An 18,650-nucleotide genomic window follows, 5' to 3' on the forward strand; every position below is an offset into this window, starting at 1 on the left:
GAAACCCGGAGGTTAAAATTTAGCTAAGAACCGGGGAGAAGCGTTCTTTTTCGGGGATCTCAGTTACTTGTGCGACCATGTCTCTGAACTCATCTCCATCAAGCGTTTCCTTTTCAATTAACAATTCAACGAGATCATCCATAACTTCTCTCTGAGCACCAACCAGTTCAAGGGTTTCTTGATAGCACTGCATCACAATATTGCGAACCTGATCATCAACTTGTTTGGAGATGGCTTCCGAAACATCACTTCGGGTCATCAGATCGCGACCAAGGAAAACCTCCTGACTCCCTCCTTCAAGGGACATGGGGCCAAGGTTGCTCATGCCAAAGCGAGTCACCATCTGACGTGCCATCGATGCAACCTGTTGGATGTCTCCACCTGCTCCGGTGGTGACTTCGGAACGTCCGAAAACCACATCTTCGGCAGCGCGCCCACCAAGAGCTCCCATGATCCGCGCTTTGAGTTGAGCGCGAGATACAAGCATCTGTTCCTCATCCGGTGAGAACCAGGTGAGTCCTTGCGCCTGTCCCCTGGGGATCAGGGTGACTTTCTGAACCGGGTCATGATCCTTCACCAACGTGCCCACAAGAGCGTGGCCGACTTCGTGATAAGCGATCAATCGCTTACTTCGACCATCTGTAAGAGGTTGTCCCTCCATGCCGGCAATGATTCTGTCGACGGCATCGTCGATCTCAGAGAGGCTGATTGACTCCTTACGGCGACGAGCGGTCAGAATCGCTGCTTCATTGAGAAGATTGGCCAGGTCAGCGCCTGTGAAACCAGGAGTGCGTCTGGCAATGCTGTCGAGTGAAAGCTCAGGATCGAGTTTCTTGTTTCTGGAATGAACTTCCAGAATGGAGAGTCGGCCTTTGATGTCAGGAGCGTCAACGGTGACCTGGCGATCGAATCGCCCGGGGCGCATCAGCGCTGAGTCGAGAACATCAGGGCGATTGGTTGCGGCGATGATGATGATTCCGCTGTTGCCCTCGAATCCGTCCATCTCTGTTAGCAGCTGATTGAGGGTCTGCTCACGTTCGTCATTTCCGCCACCAATACCCGCACCTCTCTGGCGACCAACGGCATCGATTTCATCAATGAAAATCAGGCAAGGGCTGTTTTCTTTGGCTCGCTTGAAGAGATCGCGAACGCGGCTGGCGCCAACACCCACAAACATCTCGACGAACTCCGATCCGGAGAGAGAGAAAAACGGAACGCCCGCTTCACCTGCGATCGCTTTGGCGAGCAGAGTCTTGCCCGTGCCCGGAGGGCCAACCAAAAGCAGCCCCTTGGGAATTTGTGCACCCACAGACGTGAACTTTTCAGGCTGCTTCAAGAAGGTGACAACCTCCTCGAGGTCTTGCTTGGCTTCATTGACGCCAGCGACATCGTCAAACATCACGCCGGTTTCAGCTTCCATCGCAAAACGGGCTTTTGTCTTTCCGAATTGCATGGCTTGGCCTGGGCCACCGGGCATGTTGTTGGAGCGTCGTGCCAGGAAAATCAGCGATCCAATCAGCAGCAAGGGAAACAGAAGATTTCCGAGCAGGCCAAGGGCCGGCGGAGCTGTTTTTGGAGGGTGAATGTCAAAGCTGATTCCTTCCTCCTTGAGTGTGTTGATCAGTTCAGGTGCAAGCCCAGGAAGATCGACTCTCAGACGCTGAACCCGATTATCAAGGTCGGGATCGACCGCTTCCACCACGGCATCCCGACCGCCGTCGTAGATGTCGACAGATGTGACACGTCCGGCTGCAACGTAGTCAAGGAAGCGTCCGTAGCTCATGCGAGCGACCGCGGTGTTCCGCGGCGCCACGGTGGGACCTCCGGGCTTAAGGCCGTTCAATCCACCGCTGCCGAGCACTTGCCAGGCCAGCACCAGAGCAATGGTGATGGGTAGACCCCAAAGAAGGATCTGGCGCCAGCGTTGGTTCATGGATCTCGTACCGATTGCGTGATCGTAAGAGCTGCCGGTGTTGAACTGCAGACGCAGATCTCACTAAAGACTGCGCAATGCCGTGATCGGATCAAGTCGTGCTGCTCGCCTGGCAGGAACCACACCGAAAAACAGGCCGATGGAGCCTGACAACCCCACAGTGACCAGGACTGTGGAGGCTCCGATCGCGGCCGGTAGGGGAGTGAACGCAGCAACCAAGGCGATGGCTCCGTATCCAGCGGCTGTTCCGATCACGCCGCCGAGGCTGGCCAGAACAAGCGACTCGACAAGAAACTGACGAAGAACATCGGAACTCCTGGCTCCGAGTGCCTTTCTCAGACCGATCTCCTCGGTGCGCTCGCTGACTGACACCAACATGATGTTCATAATTCCGATTCCGCCGACCAAGAGCGAAACGCCACCGATCGCACCCAACATCAGTGTGAGGCCACCAGTGATGGTGCCAACGATCGTGAGGGCATCCTGTTGGGAACGCACCGCGAAATCATCGTTGCGAAGGATCTTGTGCCGTTGGCGAAGAAGGTTGGAGATTTGGAACTTTGCAGCCCCGGTGCTCTGTTCAGAGAGGGCTTCAGCACTGATGAAACTCAAACTGATGCCATAGGTGGGATCGCGGCCGGTCAGCCTGCTCACCATGGTGGAGAGAGGGATGTAAGCGTTTTCATCTTGATTGGAGCCGAAGACTGCTCCCTTCGGTGCCATCACCCCAATCACCGTGAAACTCTGGTCACGGATCCGCAGGCTTTGTCCGATGGAACTGCCGCTGGGAAAGAGCTTGTCACGCAGATCAGGGCCAATCACCACAACGGTGCGCGCGGCTTTCACGTCCTGTTCTGTGATAAAACGACCTCTGGAGATCTCGAAACTTCTTACGGGAAGAAATTCCGGTGTGATCCCGAAGATCGCCGCTGTGCTGCTTCTCGCTCCAGCCTGAACAACTTCATTGGCATTGATCTGTGGTGCCACCCGCTTCACGCTCGGGACCTGCTCCGCAATCGCTTCAGCATCTTCAAGAACGAGCGTCTTCGGAAATGCCACACCTTGCCTGCGGGTGTCGTTGCTGCCGGGCACAACGAACAGCACATTGGCGCCAAGGGTGCTGAGTTGGCTCTCCGCAAGATTCTGAGCACCGCGTCCCACTCCCACGAGGGTGATCACGGACGCATTGCCGATCACGATCCCAAGCATGGTGAGCAGGCTTCGCAGGCGATTGGCTCTCAGTGTGGTGAGAGCCATCCCGACGGTTTCGGCGATAGGCAGGTTGCTCGCCATTCTTCTGTTCGTGTTTAGAGCATCGTGTCGAGTTTCATCAGCGTGTTGCTGCCGGTGCCGCGATGCACCGCACCTTCTTTGATGTGGAGGGTCACCACCTCACCTTCTCGCAGATCTCTGGTTGCATTGGCGACGCCGGTGATTACCGACAGACCGAGCCGACGGGCAATCACTGCAGCATGTGAATCATCACCCCCACATTCGGTGATGATCGCGGCGGCTTCACGGAACGCGTCGAGGTAGTCAGCGTTGGTGTCGCTGGCGACGAGGATGTCTCCGGGTTCCAGACGCGCGCAGTCGCTTGCGGTGAGGGCGATGCGGACCTTGCCACTGATCGAGCCGTTTCCGATTCCGGTTCCCCGGCCCAGCACAGCACTTACAATCCCCACCTTGATCAGATCCGTGGAACCGCTTACGCCTGCAAGAGTTCCGGCCGTTTGAACGCAGAGGTCTCCGTCTTTGAGAACTCCCATTTCCTGAGCCACACCCATCGCCAAAGTGAATGTTGCTGTCGTGCTTTTCTGCGTTTCGATCAGCAAGGGTGTGACACCCCAAACCAGCTGGAGTTTGCGTGCCACTGAGACTTCGGAAGTGATCGCGAGAATTGGCGTGGAGGGTCTGAATTTGCTCACGTTGTGAGCTGTGGCCCCACTTTTGGTGAGCGGGAGGATGGCCGCCGCATTGAGTTGTCGAGCAATGCTGCTCACTGCTCCGCTGATCGCATTGGGAATGGTGCTGGGCAGATGAGTATCAATCGGACGCTGGGGATAGTCCCGTTCGATCCGCCGCGCAATCGTGGCCATCGTTTCGACCGCTTCAACGGGAAAGTCCCCGACGGCGGTTTCATTCGAGAGCATCACCGCGTCGGTTCCATCCAGGATCGCGTTGGCCACATCACTCACCTCCGCTCGGGTGGGTCTGGGGCTTGATGCCATCGAGTCGAGCATCTGGGTTGCCGTGATGATCGGGATTCCCAGGCTGTTGGCCTTGTGAATCAGATCCTTCTGAAGCAGAGGAACCTCTTCAGCTGGCATCTCGACTCCGAGATCCCCGCGGGCCACCATGACCCCGTCGCACAGTGGCAAGATCGCGTCGATCTGGTCGATCGCTTCAAATTTCTCGATCTTCGCCACCACGGGGGTGGTGAAGCCATGCTTGCGAATGAGTTCTCGGATCTCCTGCATATCCGATGGGTTGCGCACGAAACTCAGGGCGACCCAGTCGACACCCTGCTGAAGTCCGAATGCAAGATCCTGGCGGTCTTTTTGGGTCAGAGCACGCACAGAGAGCTGCACGTCTGGGAAATTCACTCCTTTGTTATTGGAGAGCACGCCACCCACGGTGACGACGCAATGCAGGGTCTGATCAGCGAGATCGACCCTGTCAACGCGCATCTCGACGCGGCCATCGTCGAGAAGGATGCGGCTGCCTGCGGTGACCTCATCAGCAAGCCTGTCGTAAGTCACTGTGGCAACCGTCTGGTTGCAGCGCACCTGTTTTGAAGTGAGGGAGAAATGATCACCTTTGCCAACGGTGATTGGTCCTTCCTCAAAACGGCCCAGCCTGATCTTCGGACCCTGAAGGTCTTGGAGGATGCCGATATGAACACCCAGCTCATGGGCCACCTGACGAATTGTGGCCATCCGGGCCGCATGCTCGCTGTGATCTCCGTGGGAAAAATTCAAACGGAATGTCGTGGCACCGGCCTGGATCAGCTCACGGATCCGTTCAGCGCTTTCTGTGGCTGGGCCGATCGTGGCAACGATCTTGGTTCTACGGTTCAGATCGAGCACGGCCATTCTTGGCGCCATAAACCAGCGGAATCTACCGTCAAGCCCATTGGCGCCTCATCACTGTGCATCTCAACGATTACCAGCGGGAATCCAGAACGACAGCCCGTTACCCCGATCTTGGAAGCAATCTGATTTATCCAACGCTAGGGCTTGCAGGAGAGGCGGGAGAGGTGGCTGACAAAGTCAAGAAACTGATCCGGGATCGGAACAGCCTGGTGGACGACAGATTCACACAAGACATCGCCCTTGAACTGGGCGATGTGCTTTGGTACATCGCCCAACTTTCCACAGAACTGGGACTGACCCTCGAAGACGTGGGGAAGATGAACCTCGAAAAACTGAACAGTCGCTCCAAACGGGGAACCCTGCACGGCGAGGGCGACCACCGCTGACAGACTCAGCCGAAGCTGTTGAATCCACTTGCAAACGAATAACTGGCGGAAACAAGAAGCCGCTGCATCAGGCTGAGGGCGAAGAAGGCCAGAATCGCCGAGAGGTCGAGACCACCCAGAGGAGGAATCAAGCCTCGAAAGGCGTTGAGGTAAGGATCGGTGATGGAGCTCACGGTGCTCAGCACCGGATTGCTCCAATCGATGTTGGGGAACCAGCTCAACAGCACGCGCACAATCAGCACGAGCGAATAGATCTGCAGGGTCTGCGCCAGCACCTGAAACGTGGTGGACACCAACTCGAAAGCCATGGGAGCGGGATGACTGAGGGAACTCTATGCAGCCTTGGGGGGTTCGGTGCCGCCGATTTCAGGGAGCACTGAAAAGGTTCGATGAAATTTCTCTGTCAGCGTGATCCAGTACGAGCGACCATCACTCTGGCGCTTGCGTTCAATGAAATTCTGGGCGATCAGTTCCTTGATGTGGTCGTAGGCCCCAGAGCCGCGCAGATCGACAAGGTCCGACTGAAGGATGCGCTTTTTCAAAGCGATTGTGGCCAATGTTCTCAGGGCAGCGGTTGACAGGTCGACAGGGAGAAGATCCCTCACCAGATCGCCTAACCCTGGTCTGAGCTGAAGACCGTAACGGCCATTGGCGTGATTGATCTCAAGGGCGGTGTCCCTTTGGGCATAACCGGCAATCAAAATCAGTAAACCCTGTTCCGCTTCGGATGCTGAAACTCCAGAGAGTGCGGCCAGTTCCTGAAGCGTGAGGGGACGACCCTTCAGATAGAGAATCGCTTCTAAACGGGCCGGTAGGGAGAGCGCCTGTTCCATCGGATGCTCATGATCCCGCTCCAGAGGCAACGTATCGTCACTCAAATCCCCACCTCTCAACCCGACAATTAAAGGTAACGTCCACACACAGAAGGGCCATCAGGCTCCCAGAAAGATGCGATAGGCAGGATTGGACGTTTCCTCCCAGCTGGCATACCCAAGCTCTCTGAGCACTGCTTGCCAGTCTTGAAGTTCATCAGGTTTGACCAGCACCCCAACCACGATGCGGCCCACGTCTGCACCATGGTTCCGGTAGTGAAAAATGCTGATCGACCAGTCAGCATGCAGGGCACTCACGAAGCGCATCAGCGCCCCGGGCCGTTCGGGGAACTCAAAGCGGTAGAGCAATTCCTGGGGTTGCTGGGATGGTGAATCAGCGCGAATGGGCAATCGGCCACCCACCATGTGACGGAGGTGAACCTTTGCCAGTTCATCGTCACTGAGATCGAGGCAGTCGTATCCGTGACTGCGCAGGTAAGCAAGGAGATCCGAGCGATCTTGCAGATCAGCCACCTGGATGCCCATAAAGATATGGGCGCTTGCGCCCGCACCCATGCGGTAGCTGAATTCCGTCAGGCTGCGTTTGTGGAGAAGCTCACAAAGTTTTCTCAGGCTGCCCGGTTCTTCGGGAATTTCCACAGCCAGCATGGCCTCGCGCTCCTCACCCAATTCGGCCCGCTCCGCCACAAAACGCAGCCGATCAAAATTCATGTTGGCGCCGCAGGCGACGGCCACCAGTTCTTGATCTTTCAGTCCGCGACGTGCGACATCCGCTTTTAGGCCCGCAACCGCCAGAGCCCCCGCCGGCTCGAGAATGGACCGGGTGTCTTCAAAGACATCCTTAATCGCCGCACAAATCTCATCGGTGCTGACCGTGACGATGGCGTCGACATAACGCCGGGCCAGTCGGAACGTGTGTTCACCGACTTCGCGCACGGCCACACCATCAGCGAACAATCCAACTTGTGGAAGTCGAATGCGTTCACCGGCCTCCAGCGACAGGGTCATGGCGGCAGCGTCATGCGGCTCAACACCAATGATCTGCACATCGGGCCATAGGGTTTTCACATAGGCCGCGATGCCTCCGATCAGGCCGCCACCCCCAATGGCGATGTAGATGGCATCTGGGGGACGTGGGCTCTGACGCAGGATTTCCATGCCCACGGTGCCTTGTCCGGCAATGACATCGGGGTCATCGAAAGGGTGGATGAAGCAAAGGTGCTCGTTTTCACTGCGACGGAGTGCCTCGGCATAGGCCTCGTCGTAAGTTTCACCGTGGAGAACAACTTCGCCTCCCAGTTGCTTCACGGCCTCAACTTTCACGCTTGGCGTGGTGATCGGCATCACAATCACTGCTCGGCAGTGTAGATGGGAGGCACTGAGAGCGACGCCCTGAGCGTGGTTCCCAGCACTGGAGGCGATCACCCCACGGCTCAGTTCCTCTTGGGACAACTGGGCCATGCGGTTGTATGCCCCGCGAAGTTTGAACGAAAAGACCGGTTGCAGATCCTCCCGCTTGAGTCGGATGGTGTTGGTGAGACGGCGACTGAGATTGCTGGCTACATCGAGGGGGGTTTCACGGGCGACGTCATAGACCCGTGCACGAAGAATCCTTTGGAGATAGTCGTCCATCTTCCCAGTGTGACAACTCAGCGGCTGTCGCGGCTGGTAAGGAGGGCCCGTAGATTGCCTGAATCAGAAGCGGGCCCATGCACCTGAGCGACTTAGCCCATCCCAATGAGCTGCATGGCCTCTCTGTGGCAGAGCTCCAGGACGTTGCTAAACAAATCAGACAACGCCATCTCGAGGTTGTTTCCAACAGCGGTGGACATCTCGGGCCCGGGCTGGGAGTTGTCGAGCTGACTCTTGCTCTTTATCAAACCCTTGATCTGGACAAGGACAGGGTGGTGTGGGATGTGGGCCATCAGGCTTACCCACATAAGTTGATCACAGGCCGTTATGCAGCGTTCGATTCCCTGCGTCAGCAGGGGGGTGTGGCTGGTTATCTCAAGCGCTGTGAGAGCGATTTCGATCATTTCGGTGCAGGGCACGCCAGCACATCCATTTCTGCTGCTCTCGGAATGGCGATGGCCCGCGACCGGCAGGGTCTGGACCATAAGTGCGTTGCTGTGATCGGCGATGGCGCTTTGACAGGCGGAATGGCCCTCGAGGCCATCAACCATGCCGGCCACATGCCTCACACACCCTTCCTGGTGGTGCTGAATGACAACGACATGTCGATCTCTCCCCCTGTTGGGGCGTTGTCAAGCCACCTCAACCGGATGCGACTGAGTCCTCCGATGCAGTTCCTGTCTGGAAGTGTTGAGGAAAGCATGCGCAATCTTCCTTTCATGGGCGGCGATTTGCCTCCGGAACTGAATCGTTTAAAGGAAAGCATGCGCCGACTGGCGGTGCCCAAGGTCGGCGCCGTGTTCGAGGAACTGGGTTTCACTTACATGGGGCCGATTGATGGCCATGACATGGCCGAAATGATTCGCACGTTCCAGGCAGCCCATCGCATCGGTGGGCCCGTTCTCGTTCACGTCATCACAACGAAAGGTAAGGGCTATCCCTACGCGGAAGCTGATCAAGTTGGTTATCACGCCCAGTCGGCCTTCGACCTTGGAACCGGGAAAGCACGTCCAAGCAAAACCCCGAAACCTCCTAGTTACAGCAAGGTGTTTGGACAAACACTTGTGAAAATCTGCGAACAGAATTCAAAGGTGGTTGGCATCACTGCAGCGATGGCAACTGGAACTGGATTGGATCTGCTTCAAAAAGCAGTTCCGGATCAGTACGTCGATGTTGGAATTGCAGAACAGCATGCCGTCACGCTTGCTGCAGGCATGGCCTGCGATGGACTCCGTCCGGTCGTCGCTATCTACAGCACATTCCTGCAGAGAGCGTTTGATCAGATGATCCACGATGTGGGGATTCAGAATCTGCCTGTTACATTCGTGCTCGATCGGGCGGGCATCGTCGGTGCCGACGGCCCGACGCATCAGGGTCAGTACGACATCAGCTATCTGCGGGCGATTCCGAACTTCACCGTGATGGCCCCGAAAGACGAAGCCGAATTGCAAAGGATGCTGGTCAGCAGCCTCCAGCATTCAGGTCCTTGTGCCATCAGAATCCCCCGTGGACCCGGTGAAGGAGTTCCGCTGATGGAAGAGGGCTGGGAACCTCTGCCCATCGGTCGTGGCGAACTTCTGCGGGAAGGTGACGATCTTCTGATTGTGGCTTACGGAGCCATGAACTCAAAAGCGATGGCAACCGCCGAACTGCTCGCTGCCCAAGGAGTGGACAGCACGGTTGTGAATGCGAGATTCCTCAGGCCTCTGGACGATGAGCTGTTCCATCCACTGGCTCGGCGAATCGGCAAGGTTGTCACGATTGAGGAGGGAACCTTGTCAGGGGGGTTCGGATCTGCTGTCACCGAGTCGCTTAGTGACGCAGACATCAAGCCATCAATCCTGCGTTTGGGAATCCCAGACGTTCTTGTTGATCATGCAACCCCCCAGCAGAGTTTTGAACAGCTGGGTCTAACGCCCGTACAAATGGCAGAGAAGATCAAAACGTTTGTTCAGCGTGCCAAAGGGACATCTGCCAGTCCATTCATCCAGCAGCCGAGCATGACCGTCGTTGAGAGCTGAGGACTCAGGAGGGAAGGCCCCCCTGAGCTCACCGATGCATCAGAAGACGCCGCGGGTTGACAGACCAAGAATGGCACCCATTCCCAGCAGGTGGCCGAAGCTGGTGCAGCCGAGCATGGCACCGTGACTCATGCCACCGAAGAAGGATCCGCTCGGCATTTTTGCGCCTTCGTTGGGGTACTTGATCGTGGCCTTGCCGATAGCGATCGCAATCACATTGCAGATGATCATCACCAGAGCCACCTTGGGTGTCCAGGTCACGGAAGCAGGAGTGATGGCCAGAAGGGACAGGAACATGCGGTAAACAGGCGACGCCTTATCTTCAGCGTTCACACAGCCTGAGCCCACCTCTCGTAAGAGATATTCATCGCTTCGGCACATCAACTCTGAGAAGACCAGCCACGATCAGAGCGTTGCTGAAAGTGAGGAAGGCTTCAGCGCCGCCATGAAGAGGATCGATGGCAACGAGTTCGGCATCGAAGCGAACCAGAGCCACAACGGCGGCAACGATGGTGACGCCAACAAATAGAAGAGTGAGTTGAAAGCCAACGCGCGCGAGCCGGTTGAACCAGCCGTTGCTTCCGAGTTTGTACAGGAAGAAGAGATACGGGAAAAGCGAAAGCGCAAAGACGGGTGCCGGATCAAAATTGTCCATCACTGCTCCTCCTGAGATGGTGATTCGGGAACTGATGCCATATGACCGTTCGCTGCTGCCAAGGCAAGACAACAATTGCCCAAAAGGGTTGTGAATGCCTGAAGCGTGACCAACCACCGCAATGATTCGGCGTTGTCGTAGAGGTGCCAGGTGCATGCCGCCATCGCACTGATCAATGCCGGAACCATGGCAAGGCTGAAGAGGCTCATGCCTGCCAACTTCAGACCAGGAGAGCGGCGCTGGATCAGAACAATGGCAGCAAGCCACTCAACAACAGATGCCCAGTGGATCCACCAGGTCCCGAGTGACAGTTCGTGCATGACAGCGGATCGATCGCTCTACCGTAATGGCACTGCCATTCGATAATGGACAGAAGCGTGGGGATGATTTTGGCGCACTCAAGCAACAGCGGCCGTCCCAGGATTCTGATTTGCGGGTACTACGGAGAGCACAACCTGGGGGACGATGCGCTGCTTTCAGTTCTCCTGAATCAGCTGGACGATCGATGGGAACCAGTGATCACAGCAAGAGATCGCCAAGCAGTGGAGTCATTGGCCCCAGGCATTGAGACTGTTGACAGGCGTTCTCTGGCAACGGTGCTGAAGGCAGTGAGGCAGGTTGATGCCCTGATTCTGGGTGGAGGAAGCCTGCTTCAAGATTCAACGAGCACTCGCAGTTTGATCTATTACATCCTTCTCATCTGGTGCGCAAAGAGTCTCCAGAAGCCAGTCCTGTTGTGGGGGCAAGGTTTAGGACCATTGAAACGAAGGTTCAGCAGGTTGCTGGTTCGAACGTCATTAAAAACGATTAGCTCAGTTACCTGGAGAGACCCATCCTCGATGAATCAGGCAATGGAATGGAAGCTGGACGTACCGATGAAAATTGGACCAGATCCCGTTTGGGCTCATTCAGCACCGGCCTGGACATCGGGACAGTCGTTGATCTTGTGTTGGAGGCCTACTCCACTTTTAAACATCAGCGGCTGGCATCGGCTCGTCAATTCGTTGTCTCGATTCAGTGAGATGCATGATTTGAATGTTATTTGGCTTGCATTTCATGGACATCAAGATGCCAGCTTATATCAGTCTTTGCTCGAAGAAAATATTGTTCCAAATGCACTCGAACAACGGTCAACTGTTCATATTGCAGAGTCGATCCCTCAAGTTCAAAAACTTTTCAGCGAGTCGAGAATGGTGATTGCTATGAGGCTACATGCCCTTATTTTGGCTGCCGTAGGTGGTGTTCCGACGAGTGCACTGAGCTACGACCCAAAAGTGAGGGCAGCAGCCGATCTTGCAGATATTACGTGCTCTGAACTCAACAATCATTTGTCAGAGCATCATTTAATAAGCCAATGGAAAGAGGCAATGAAAACTCATCTCGATGAGTGTAATATTCATGCGTTAGCATGCGACGCAAAAGTTCACAGCAAAGTAATGAATGAAAAACTGTGCAAACTAATTAATTGAGGACAATAAGCGAAATAAATTGAAATTAAGTTAACGGAACTGTGGTTTTTTATGAACATCAAAACTTGTTTGTAGAATTTGTCCAATTGTTAAACCAACGGGGATTTTGCCGGCAAATGATGTTCCGAGAATATGACGGTAAAGCTTGGAATCGACAAGTCGATAGGTCGCACTTTGCAAAGGAATATAATTTGCCTGTGTCACAAGCTGTTCGACGTTACGCAGATAATAAGTGATGAAGTTGCGAAAAGACGTGTTATTGCGTAAAGAACGATCGTTAACATAAAGGAACAGAGGACGGGAAAGAGGCTGATAGATCTCTTTTTGTACGGCCGCTAAAGAGGGAAGAATGGCATTCCCCTTACCATTAACAATTCGAATGGCTTTGAGTTTTGATTGATTGTTAAGGAAGTAGGAAAAACCGAAATATCCTAGAGCGTTTGGATTATTTGCGACACAATTAACAATGACATTGTCATCCTCGCTAGATTTATAATCGGTTCTAGAATTAGCTTTGGACTTATTGATGGCTTTATTAAAGATATCAAATGTACCGGAATCCTTACCTGGCCCACAAAGTTTAATTTGCTTATCGGGAAAATCAAGATTGACTTGATTCCAGGTTTGTACCTTGTCCTGTGATGCCTTGGACCATAAACGTGAAAGCTCGGACGGAGTTAAGGAATTAAGCCAACGGTTCGATTTGTTAACAACCACAGTAATGGCGTCAAAGGCTATCGGTAATTCAATAAATTTGACACCGTTCCGTTGGCAAGCAATGATTTCCTTTGCACTAATAGGCCTTGATGCATTGGCAAGAGGAATTTTATTGCTGCAAAACTCCCTAAAACCTGCGGAGGATCCAGTTGACCGCAAAGAAAACGAAACGTTTTTTCCTTGACTTGTTTCGTTGAATTTTTTAATTGCTAAGGATGTAATGGGATAAACCGTACTGGATCCAGCAATTGAGAGCCCTGCAGCCGAAGCTGCAGCACTAAGGCTAGAGACGAGTGCAAATGAAGCGAGGAAAAAAGAAGGTCTTAATCCCATTTTGTAAAAACTGACACCATTATTCTGGATACAGAAAACCTGCGATGGGTTAACAACTCGTTAGGGACCGAATTTTCGACTACGGCCCGAAAGATCTTGAAACCATCCCCGCTTCCATAGAAAATAAGCTTGGAAAAGAGCAATCAAAGTCATTAATATCAACGAATACATGTATCCATATTTCCATTTTAATTCGGGCATATTTTCAAAGTTCATGCCATAAATGCCCGCAATGAAGGTTAATGGGGCAAAAATAGTACTCACAATAGTAAGTGTTTTGATGATCTGATTCATGACATTACCCGTACTGGCCATGTAAGCATCGTTAATACTATTCAGCTGAAGACGAATACTATCCCCTATTTCCAGCAAAGTATTGACGTGTTCGGCCATATCATGAAGGCCTTCGCGGGCAACTGGCCCAAGTAAACGTTGACTTTGCCTGAGAAGAATAATCAATTCATTGCGTAATGGCCACAACTGTCGGCGTGCGACACGATGATTAAACCTGACTTGATAAGCTCGATTAAGAACTGAAGGTTTTGGTTTTAACAAGGCTCGTTCCTCCAAATCATCGAGGAACACACTCATCGCCTCAAGCATGGGCAGATGGCTATCAAGAATATCATCAATGACAAAATGAAATAAATTATCTAAATCGATAGCTTTAACGTTGTTCCTCTTAAAATTGAGCCATGCCTCGAGGTCACTGAAGGTGCGCTGGGGGTTCTCCTGGATTGTGATCAACATGCGATTGGTTAGTACTAAATTGTATTGAGTGCTAATTAGATGCGTTGGATCAGTCGCATGAGAGAATTCGTGAAGTACCGCCAAGACAGAATTATTTGTTGAAGTGATTCTCGATTTTTGTGGAAAAGTCAGGAGAATATCAATGACACTAGGTTCCAGAGAAAGTAAAGACAAGTACTGATGCAGCAAGTCCATATTGCCAAGACCACGGAACTGCAGCCACATCAATGCTTGAGAGGAGATAAGTAATTCAAGTTCTTCACAATTGTGCACCTGAATACAAGACACTACCTCGTCGTTGAACTGCAGAACTTTGCAAGAAAAGGGTGCCTTGCCTCCATGCAGAAATAAATGAGCGGGTAGATCTCCTGGACGTTCAAGTAAAGGTAAAGGTTCCGGAATACTATCAGGGGCCAGGCGATCACCAGGTTTAAACAGTGATTGGTCAGATGGTGAATCAGCCATGACTACGATCTATCATTTTCATTATGATGAGATCCATTGAATATAATTGAATTCACTGATTGCTTTAATGATGTAAAGCCTGTTCTGTAGACGACAAATCCGGTCGAATGGCTGATTTTTCAAGGGATACTGTAAATTAAATGACACTTGAATGATCAATGCAATCAATGGTGAGAGATTGACGATCTAGAAAGAATGAAGAGCTAATCTCCAGATTTGATGACAGTGATTGATGTTAAGGGAAATCTCAAGTTTGAGGTTATCACATTTACCGAGAATCTAGAAGCGTCTTACATTATCTTTCAGGTATTGTGATAGCCATTTGGGTTCATGGACTTGATACATTAAATTGTAATGTCTGTCGTTAACAAGCACATAAATTCATGAACTTACATGTATTCCATTAAGTGAGAAAATTCATGACTAACTTAACTTGTACGCAACCCTGTGACGACATCAAAATGAAAAACTTTTGATTTATCCCATTGCACGAAGACACGTTCAGGACAATTAAATGATGGTTCCACGACCATTCTTAACTCGCCTTCTGCTGATTCAAGATAAAGAAGTTGTGTGTTGCCGAGCCATTCTCGTGCAATCAGACGACAGGCTAAGCCTGAATCGCAAATTTTAAGATGTTCCGGACGAATTGCCAGAATCTGACTCTGGCGCGGCTTTAGGCAATTAATCTGGGGACGACCCAAAAACTGAGCGACAAAAAGTGAAGACGGGTTTTGGTACAGGTTAATCGGTGTATCTAGCTGTTCTATAATCCCCTGATTGAGAATCGCAATCTTGTTAGCTATAGCCAACGCCTCACTTTGATCGTGCGTGACATAGACAGTTGGTTTTTCTTGATTCAGAATAAGCTTCCGAAGCTCAGGTCTGATCTGTTCACGTAATTGAGCATCCAAATTACTCATTGGCTCATCAAGTAAATAGACCTTTGCATCTCTAAGCAATGCACGAGCTAAAGCCACCCTTTGCCTTTGGCCACCAGATAATGCTGAAGGTTGATGGTATGCTCGATCAGCTAACTGCACAACATCAAGAATATGCTTTATCCTTCGACTTCTTTGTTCCGAGCGCACACCGCGAATACGTAGACCTAGCTCGAGGTTCTCGTAGATTGTTAAATGAGGAAGAAGGGCATAACTTTGGAAGACCATACCCACTGCCCGATCAGATGGTTTGGATGTAGTGACATCACGGTTCTCAATTTTGATTCTGCCATGTTGACACTCATCCAATCCTGCGATCAATCGAAGTGTCGAGCTTTTTCCACAACCACTTGGTCCCACAAGAACAAGACATTCGTCCTGTTTCACTGAGAATGTTAAATTACGAACAATCCAATTCGAATTAATTTGACGTCCAACAGAATCAAGTTCAAGTGTCATCCTTTAACAGCTCCACTCGTGAGGCCTGAAACAATTGGCTTTTGAAAAATAATCACTAGCAGTATGAGTGGAATTGCACCCAAAACAGTGACAGCGGCATACGCACCGTAGGGTACTGAATGGATTGATGAACCAGCAATACGTGCCATTGCAACTGGCAGAGTAAGTTTCGACTGATCACTAATCCATGTTAAAGCAATTGGGTATTCATTCCATGAGAACAGGAAAATCAAAATCGCAGTGCTAGCTAGAGCTGGGGCCAATAATGGTATGTAGATCCAGCGAAAACGATTCAATAACGATAGTCCCTCAACCCGTGCGGCGTCATCCAATTCAGATGGAATCGCTGCAAAAGCACTTCCTAACAATAAAATAGCAAGTGGTTGAGACAAAGCTGCATAGGGCAGAGCTAGTGCAAATAGACTGTTGCCTAATGATAGTGTTCTAGCAATTTCGAGCAAGGCTAAGAACAACAAAACATATGGAAATAATGCACAACCAATAAGAACCATGCGAACTATATTTGATTTTGCAGTTGGCATTTTACTCAGTGAATATGCTGCAGGAAGAGCAACTAATAATGTTAAGAGTGTTGAGAGTGCCCCAACAAAAAAACTATTCCATAAGTATAGGAAAAACGGAGGATTTGATGATATAACACTTCGGTAGTGCTGCAGCGTCCAACGGCCTGCTAATTCAGCAAATGGTGTTACCAATGCTTGATCAGTAGAAAAAGAAGTGTACAACTGCCAAAGCAGTGGTGCTGATGACCATAAAAGAAGAATGAAAATCGGTACTGTTCTTAATTTCATTCTGTCACCGTCAGTGATCGTTGTTGGTTCAAAATGAGTAATAACCACCAACTGAATCCGACGACTGTAGATAATAGGATAAAGCTAGCGATCATAATAGTCGCGCTATAGCCAAAATCTAGAAACCGAAGGGCATTCCAGTAGGCATACAAAGCGATACTCTCTGTACTACTTGCAGGGCCTCCACCAGTCATTACTTGAACAAGATCAAAAACCCCAAATGCTTGAGCTAGCCTAAACATCGCTGCTAACCCCAGGTAGGGTTTCAAAAGTGGCAATGTGATTCTGCGGAAACAGGTCCAAGACGATCCGCCCTCAAGAGTACAAGCTTCATAAAGATCACCAGGAATACTTTGTAATCCAGCGAGCATAATCAGGGCCACGAATGGTGTTGTCTTCCAGACGTCCGCATAAACTAATCCCATCCAGGCAATGGACGGATTACCTAGAATATTTAGAGACAAATCCCAAGCTGTGGATGTGAATTGATCAAACGGACCATATGGTGTATTGAATATCCATCGCCAGCCGAGCGCCATCACAGTTGTCGGCAAGGCCCAAGGAATTAATGATACAGAGCGAATTACACCTCTCTTCCTCATTGGTTGGTTGAGTAGCAAAGCGATGACGAGTCCTAAGACAAGCTCTATGCCAACAGATGCAATCGCAAATCGCATGGTCTGACTCAAATCCTGCCAATATCGATGATCGTTCATTAAACGAATCCAATTGGCTCCGCCGTTGGCTACCGGTTGTAGGCCTGTAAGAACAGAGTCAGCATGGAAGCTCAACCATGCATAGCGCATCAATGGCAGACCAAACACACTGACGAGCAACAGCATAGAAGGGACCAACAAATAAAAGACAATCATTGAATACCTCCACCTGCAGCACTTATGATTTGCTCAGAGAAAATCTGGGCATTCTTCATGCTTGACTTTGCCTCAATCTCGTCTGTGAATGATGCACTTAAACTACGTTGAAGTACATCACTCAGCTGTGCATATACCGGAGTCTCGGGCCGCATTTTGGCAATTGATAATGCTCCATACAACTTGGCTAGATATGGGTATTCATTCAATAAATCCTCGTTTTGATAGATGGATTTTAGGGTTGGTGTGTAACCGTACTCAGTAAAAAGTTCTACCTGGGCCTCATTTGTTGTTAAATACTTGAACGCTTTAATTGCTGCATCTTTATGCTTTGATCCCTTGAGAAGACTAAAACCCCAGCTTCCTATTGTCGAGGCTTGCGAGACTCCTGGAATCGAAACCATGGTTGAAATTCCAACATGTCCGCGCACTTGACTATCCTCCTTTTGCAATTCCGCCCATGCATAGGGCCAGTTGCGCATCAATGCACTATCACCTGATTTAAAACTTTGAAGTGCTTCGGATTCTGCATAATTGGTGACAGCTCTTGGGCTGATTCCGCTGTTAATTAAATTTGTGAGCCACTGAGCTGCATTGATACCGGGTTGATAATCCAGACCAAATTTTTCCCCTTCGGGATTAAACCACTGCCCCCCAAATCCATCGATCATTTCTAAATAGACACAACTCAGACCTTCGTATTGACGGCCCTGCCACACATATCCCCACGGAACTTTCTTTTTGCGCTGTAGTTCTTGGCTAATGGAAACTAAATCCGTTGGCGTTGATGGTGGTTTTTCCATTAAATCAGTTCGCCAAAATAGCAGTCCCATGTCCGCCACCAATGGCCATCGGTAAAGGCTTCCTTCATAGATGTTACCTAATTGAGCACCGTTTGTTAATTCCTGAATTTCAGTTTGGTCAAAGCCATCATCCAAAGCTTCAAGCCACCCAGCTCGAGCATATTTTGGTAACCATGTGATATCCATTAGAATGGCGTCGAAGGGTGTATCCCCTAACAACAAACTGCTAATTGCTAAGTCTGATATTGCCTCAGTTTCGAGGGGCCCCCGAATAACTTCTAGGTGAATGGTGTTTACGTATTTTGCATTGAACTCTTTGACTAACTTGACTGTTGAGTCCGCGAAAGGGGCTGGCATTAATATTGATATGGACTCAACGTCACGAGCAATAATGCTGGGTATGAATATCAAGAGTGAGCTTATAGCGAGGATAACTGACACGCACAATGTTATCTGTTTATCGCGACTAAGCATAGG

General features: G+C 50.9%; 18 protein-coding genes. 3 read left to right on the top strand and 15 right to left on the bottom strand.

What is annotated here, in order from left to right; all coding sequences use genetic code 11:
* Positions 1-19: 19 nt before the first annotated feature.
* From ftsH to pyk, 3 genes are all read right to left on the bottom strand, one after another.
* Positions 20-1,933 (bottom strand): ATP-dependent zinc metalloprotease FtsH, encoded by a 1,914-nt coding sequence (ftsH, locus tag SynMEDNS5_RS05985; protein ID WP_186585665.1) that lies wholly within the window; start codon positions 1,931-1,933, stop codon positions 20-22.
* Between the two features lie 63 nt (positions 1,934-1,996).
* Positions 1,997-3,226: an ABC transporter permease gene (locus tag SynMEDNS5_RS05990; protein WP_186585666.1), complete on the bottom strand. Its 1,230-nt coding sequence runs from the start codon at positions 3,224-3,226 to the stop codon at positions 1,997-1,999.
* A gap of 14 nt (positions 3,227-3,240) precedes the next feature.
* Entirely contained in the window at positions 3,241-5,025 is a 1,785-nt protein-coding gene (gene pyk, locus SynMEDNS5_RS05995) for a pyruvate kinase (RefSeq protein ID WP_186585667.1), read from the bottom strand.
* 56 nt (positions 5,026-5,081) lie between these two features.
* On the opposite strand from pyk, the gene SynMEDNS5_RS06000 reads away from it, so the two are divergent.
* The gene (locus SynMEDNS5_RS06000) at positions 5,082-5,411 is read left to right on the top strand and encodes a nucleoside triphosphate pyrophosphohydrolase family protein (protein WP_186585668.1); all 330 of its coding nucleotides are present in this window, start codon (positions 5,082-5,084) and stop codon (positions 5,409-5,411) included.
* 5 nt (positions 5,412-5,416) lie between these two features.
* Here the strand turns inward: SynMEDNS5_RS06000 and SynMEDNS5_RS06005 are convergent, their stop codons facing one another.
* The 3 genes from SynMEDNS5_RS06005 to ilvA all read right to left on the bottom strand — a co-directional run bounded on the left by SynMEDNS5_RS06005 (position 5,417) and on the right by ilvA (position 7,876).
* On the bottom strand, positions 5,417-5,719 hold the full coding sequence (locus SynMEDNS5_RS06005) for a YggT family protein (RefSeq protein ID WP_186585669.1): 303 nt from the start codon (positions 5,717-5,719) through the stop codon (positions 5,417-5,419).
* A gap of 24 nt (positions 5,720-5,743) precedes the next feature.
* A complete protein-coding gene (gene scpB / locus SynMEDNS5_RS06010; protein WP_186585874.1) occupies positions 5,744-6,244 on the bottom strand; it encodes an SMC-Scp complex subunit ScpB in 501 nt (166 codons plus the stop codon).
* 99 nt (positions 6,245-6,343) lie between these two features.
* On the bottom strand, positions 6,344-7,876 hold the full coding sequence (ilvA, locus tag SynMEDNS5_RS06015; protein ID WP_186585670.1) for a threonine ammonia-lyase, biosynthetic: 1,533 nt from the start codon (positions 7,874-7,876) through the stop codon (positions 6,344-6,346).
* A 77-nt stretch (positions 7,877-7,953) separates the two neighbouring features.
* Here ilvA and dxs point away from each other — a divergent pair, with 77 nt between their 5' ends.
* Positions 7,954-9,897, top strand: a complete 1,944-nt coding sequence (gene dxs / locus SynMEDNS5_RS06020; RefSeq protein WP_186585671.1) for a 1-deoxy-D-xylulose-5-phosphate synthase — start codon at positions 7,954-7,956, stop codon at positions 9,895-9,897.
* A 39-nt stretch (positions 9,898-9,936) separates the two neighbouring features.
* On the opposite strand, the gene psaK is transcribed toward dxs, so the two are convergent.
* From psaK to SynMEDNS5_RS06035, 3 genes are all read right to left on the bottom strand, one after another.
* Positions 9,937-10,194, bottom strand: coding sequence for a photosystem I reaction center subunit PsaK (psaK, locus tag SynMEDNS5_RS06025; protein ID WP_186585672.1), 258 nt, complete (start codon positions 10,192-10,194; stop codon positions 9,937-9,939).
* Between the two features lie 67 nt (positions 10,195-10,261).
* Positions 10,262-10,552 carry a DUF3593 domain-containing protein gene (locus SynMEDNS5_RS06030; RefSeq protein ID WP_186585673.1) on the bottom strand — a complete coding sequence of 97 codons (291 nt, stop codon included), beginning with the start codon at positions 10,550-10,552 and terminating at the stop codon, positions 10,262-10,264.
* On the bottom strand, positions 10,552-10,872 hold the full coding sequence (locus SynMEDNS5_RS06035) for a DUF2499 domain-containing protein (protein ID WP_186585674.1): 321 nt from the start codon (positions 10,870-10,872) through the stop codon (positions 10,552-10,554). The genes SynMEDNS5_RS06030 and SynMEDNS5_RS06035 overlap by 1 nt, the downstream gene beginning before the upstream one ends.
* Positions 10,873-10,917: 45 nt before the next feature.
* On the opposite strand from SynMEDNS5_RS06035, the gene csaB reads away from it, so the two are divergent.
* Positions 10,918-12,021 carry a polysaccharide pyruvyl transferase CsaB gene (gene csaB, locus SynMEDNS5_RS06040; protein WP_186585675.1) on the top strand — a complete coding sequence of 368 codons (1,104 nt, stop codon included), beginning with the start codon at positions 10,918-10,920 and terminating at the stop codon, positions 12,019-12,021.
* Positions 12,022-12,051: 30 nt separating this feature from the next.
* Here the strand turns inward: csaB and SynMEDNS5_RS06045 are convergent, their stop codons facing one another.
* The 6 genes from SynMEDNS5_RS06045 to SynMEDNS5_RS06070 form a co-directional block, all read right to left on the bottom strand.
* Entirely contained in the window at positions 12,052-13,071 is a 1,020-nt protein-coding gene (locus SynMEDNS5_RS06045; protein ID WP_186585676.1) for a PstS family phosphate ABC transporter substrate-binding protein, read from the bottom strand.
* A gap of 60 nt (positions 13,072-13,131) precedes the next feature.
* The gene (gene corA, locus SynMEDNS5_RS06050) at positions 13,132-14,286 is read right to left on the bottom strand and encodes a magnesium/cobalt transporter CorA (protein ID WP_186585677.1); all 1,155 of its coding nucleotides are present in this window, start codon (positions 14,284-14,286) and stop codon (positions 13,132-13,134) included.
* A gap of 428 nt (positions 14,287-14,714) precedes the next feature.
* Positions 14,715-15,686: an ABC transporter ATP-binding protein gene (locus SynMEDNS5_RS06055; protein WP_186585678.1), complete on the bottom strand. Its 972-nt coding sequence runs from the start codon at positions 15,684-15,686 to the stop codon at positions 14,715-14,717.
* Complete coding sequence (locus SynMEDNS5_RS06060; RefSeq protein ID WP_186585875.1) at positions 15,683-16,498, bottom strand: carbohydrate ABC transporter permease; 816 nt, start codon at positions 16,496-16,498, stop codon at positions 15,683-15,685. Before SynMEDNS5_RS06060 ends, SynMEDNS5_RS06055 begins: the two co-directional genes overlap by 4 nt.
* Positions 16,495-17,340: a carbohydrate ABC transporter permease gene (locus tag SynMEDNS5_RS06065; RefSeq protein ID WP_370593579.1), complete on the bottom strand. Its 846-nt coding sequence runs from the start codon at positions 17,338-17,340 to the stop codon at positions 16,495-16,497. Before SynMEDNS5_RS06065 ends, SynMEDNS5_RS06060 begins: the two co-directional genes overlap by 4 nt.
* Positions 17,341-17,366: 26 nt before the next feature.
* Positions 17,367-18,647 carry an ABC transporter substrate-binding protein gene (locus SynMEDNS5_RS06070; protein ID WP_186585680.1) on the bottom strand — a complete coding sequence of 427 codons (1,281 nt, stop codon included), beginning with the start codon at positions 18,645-18,647 and terminating at the stop codon, positions 17,367-17,369.
* Positions 18,648-18,650: the final 3 nt, after the last annotated feature.

This window comes from Synechococcus sp. MEDNS5 (genome assembly GCF_014279875.1).
Taxonomy (GTDB): Bacteria; Cyanobacteriota; Cyanobacteriia; order PCC-6307; family Cyanobiaceae; genus Synechococcus_C.

Excerpts from the sequence above, each read along its gene's own strand:
- SynMEDNS5_RS06055 (WP_186585678.1), bottom strand. The coding sequence starts at position 15,686 with ATGACACTTGAACTTGATTCTGTTGGACGTCAAATTAATTCGAATTGG.
- pyk (WP_186585667.1), bottom strand. The coding sequence starts at position 5,025 with ATGGCCGTGCTCGATCTGAACCGTAGAACCAAGATCGTTGCCACGATC.
- SynMEDNS5_RS06065 (WP_370593579.1), bottom strand. The coding sequence starts at position 17,340 with ATGCTGTTGCTCGTCAGTGTGTTTGGTCTGCCATTGATGCGCTATGCA.
- psaK (WP_186585672.1), bottom strand. The coding sequence starts at position 10,194 with ATGTTCCTGTCCCTTCTGGCCATCACTCCTGCTTCCGTGACCTGGACA.
- SynMEDNS5_RS06045 (WP_186585676.1), bottom strand. The coding sequence starts at position 13,071 with ATGGGATTAAGACCTTCTTTTTTCCTCGCTTCATTTGCACTCGTCTCT.
- SynMEDNS5_RS06070 (WP_186585680.1), bottom strand. The coding sequence starts at position 18,647 with ATGCTTAGTCGCGATAAACAGATAACATTGTGCGTGTCAGTTATCCTC.
- corA (WP_186585677.1), bottom strand. The coding sequence starts at position 14,286 with ATGGCTGATTCACCATCTGACCAATCACTGTTTAAACCTGGTGATCGC.
- SynMEDNS5_RS05990 (WP_186585666.1), bottom strand. The coding sequence starts at position 3,226 with ATGGCGAGCAACCTGCCTATCGCCGAAACCGTCGGGATGGCTCTCACC.
- SynMEDNS5_RS06005 (WP_186585669.1), bottom strand. The coding sequence starts at position 5,719 with ATGGCTTTCGAGTTGGTGTCCACCACGTTTCAGGTGCTGGCGCAGACC.
- SynMEDNS5_RS06035 (WP_186585674.1), bottom strand. The coding sequence starts at position 10,872 with ATGCACGAACTGTCACTCGGGACCTGGTGGATCCACTGGGCATCTGTT.
- SynMEDNS5_RS06060 (WP_186585875.1), bottom strand. The coding sequence starts at position 16,498 with ATGAAATTAAGAACAGTACCGATTTTCATTCTTCTTTTATGGTCATCA.
- SynMEDNS5_RS06030 (WP_186585673.1), bottom strand. The coding sequence starts at position 10,552 with ATGGACAATTTTGATCCGGCACCCGTCTTTGCGCTTTCGCTTTTCCCG.
- csaB (WP_186585675.1), top strand. The coding sequence starts at position 10,918 with ATGGACAGAAGCGTGGGGATGATTTTGGCGCACTCAAGCAACAGCGGC.
- scpB (WP_186585874.1), bottom strand. The coding sequence starts at position 6,244 with ATGGAACAGGCGCTCTCCCTACCGGCCCGTTTAGAAGCGATTCTCTAT.
- ilvA (WP_186585670.1), bottom strand. The coding sequence starts at position 7,876 with ATGGACGACTATCTCCAAAGGATTCTTCGTGCACGGGTCTATGACGTC.
- ftsH (WP_186585665.1), bottom strand. The coding sequence starts at position 1,933 with ATGAACCAACGCTGGCGCCAGATCCTTCTTTGGGGTCTACCCATCACC.
- dxs (WP_186585671.1), top strand. The coding sequence starts at position 7,954 with ATGCACCTGAGCGACTTAGCCCATCCCAATGAGCTGCATGGCCTCTCT.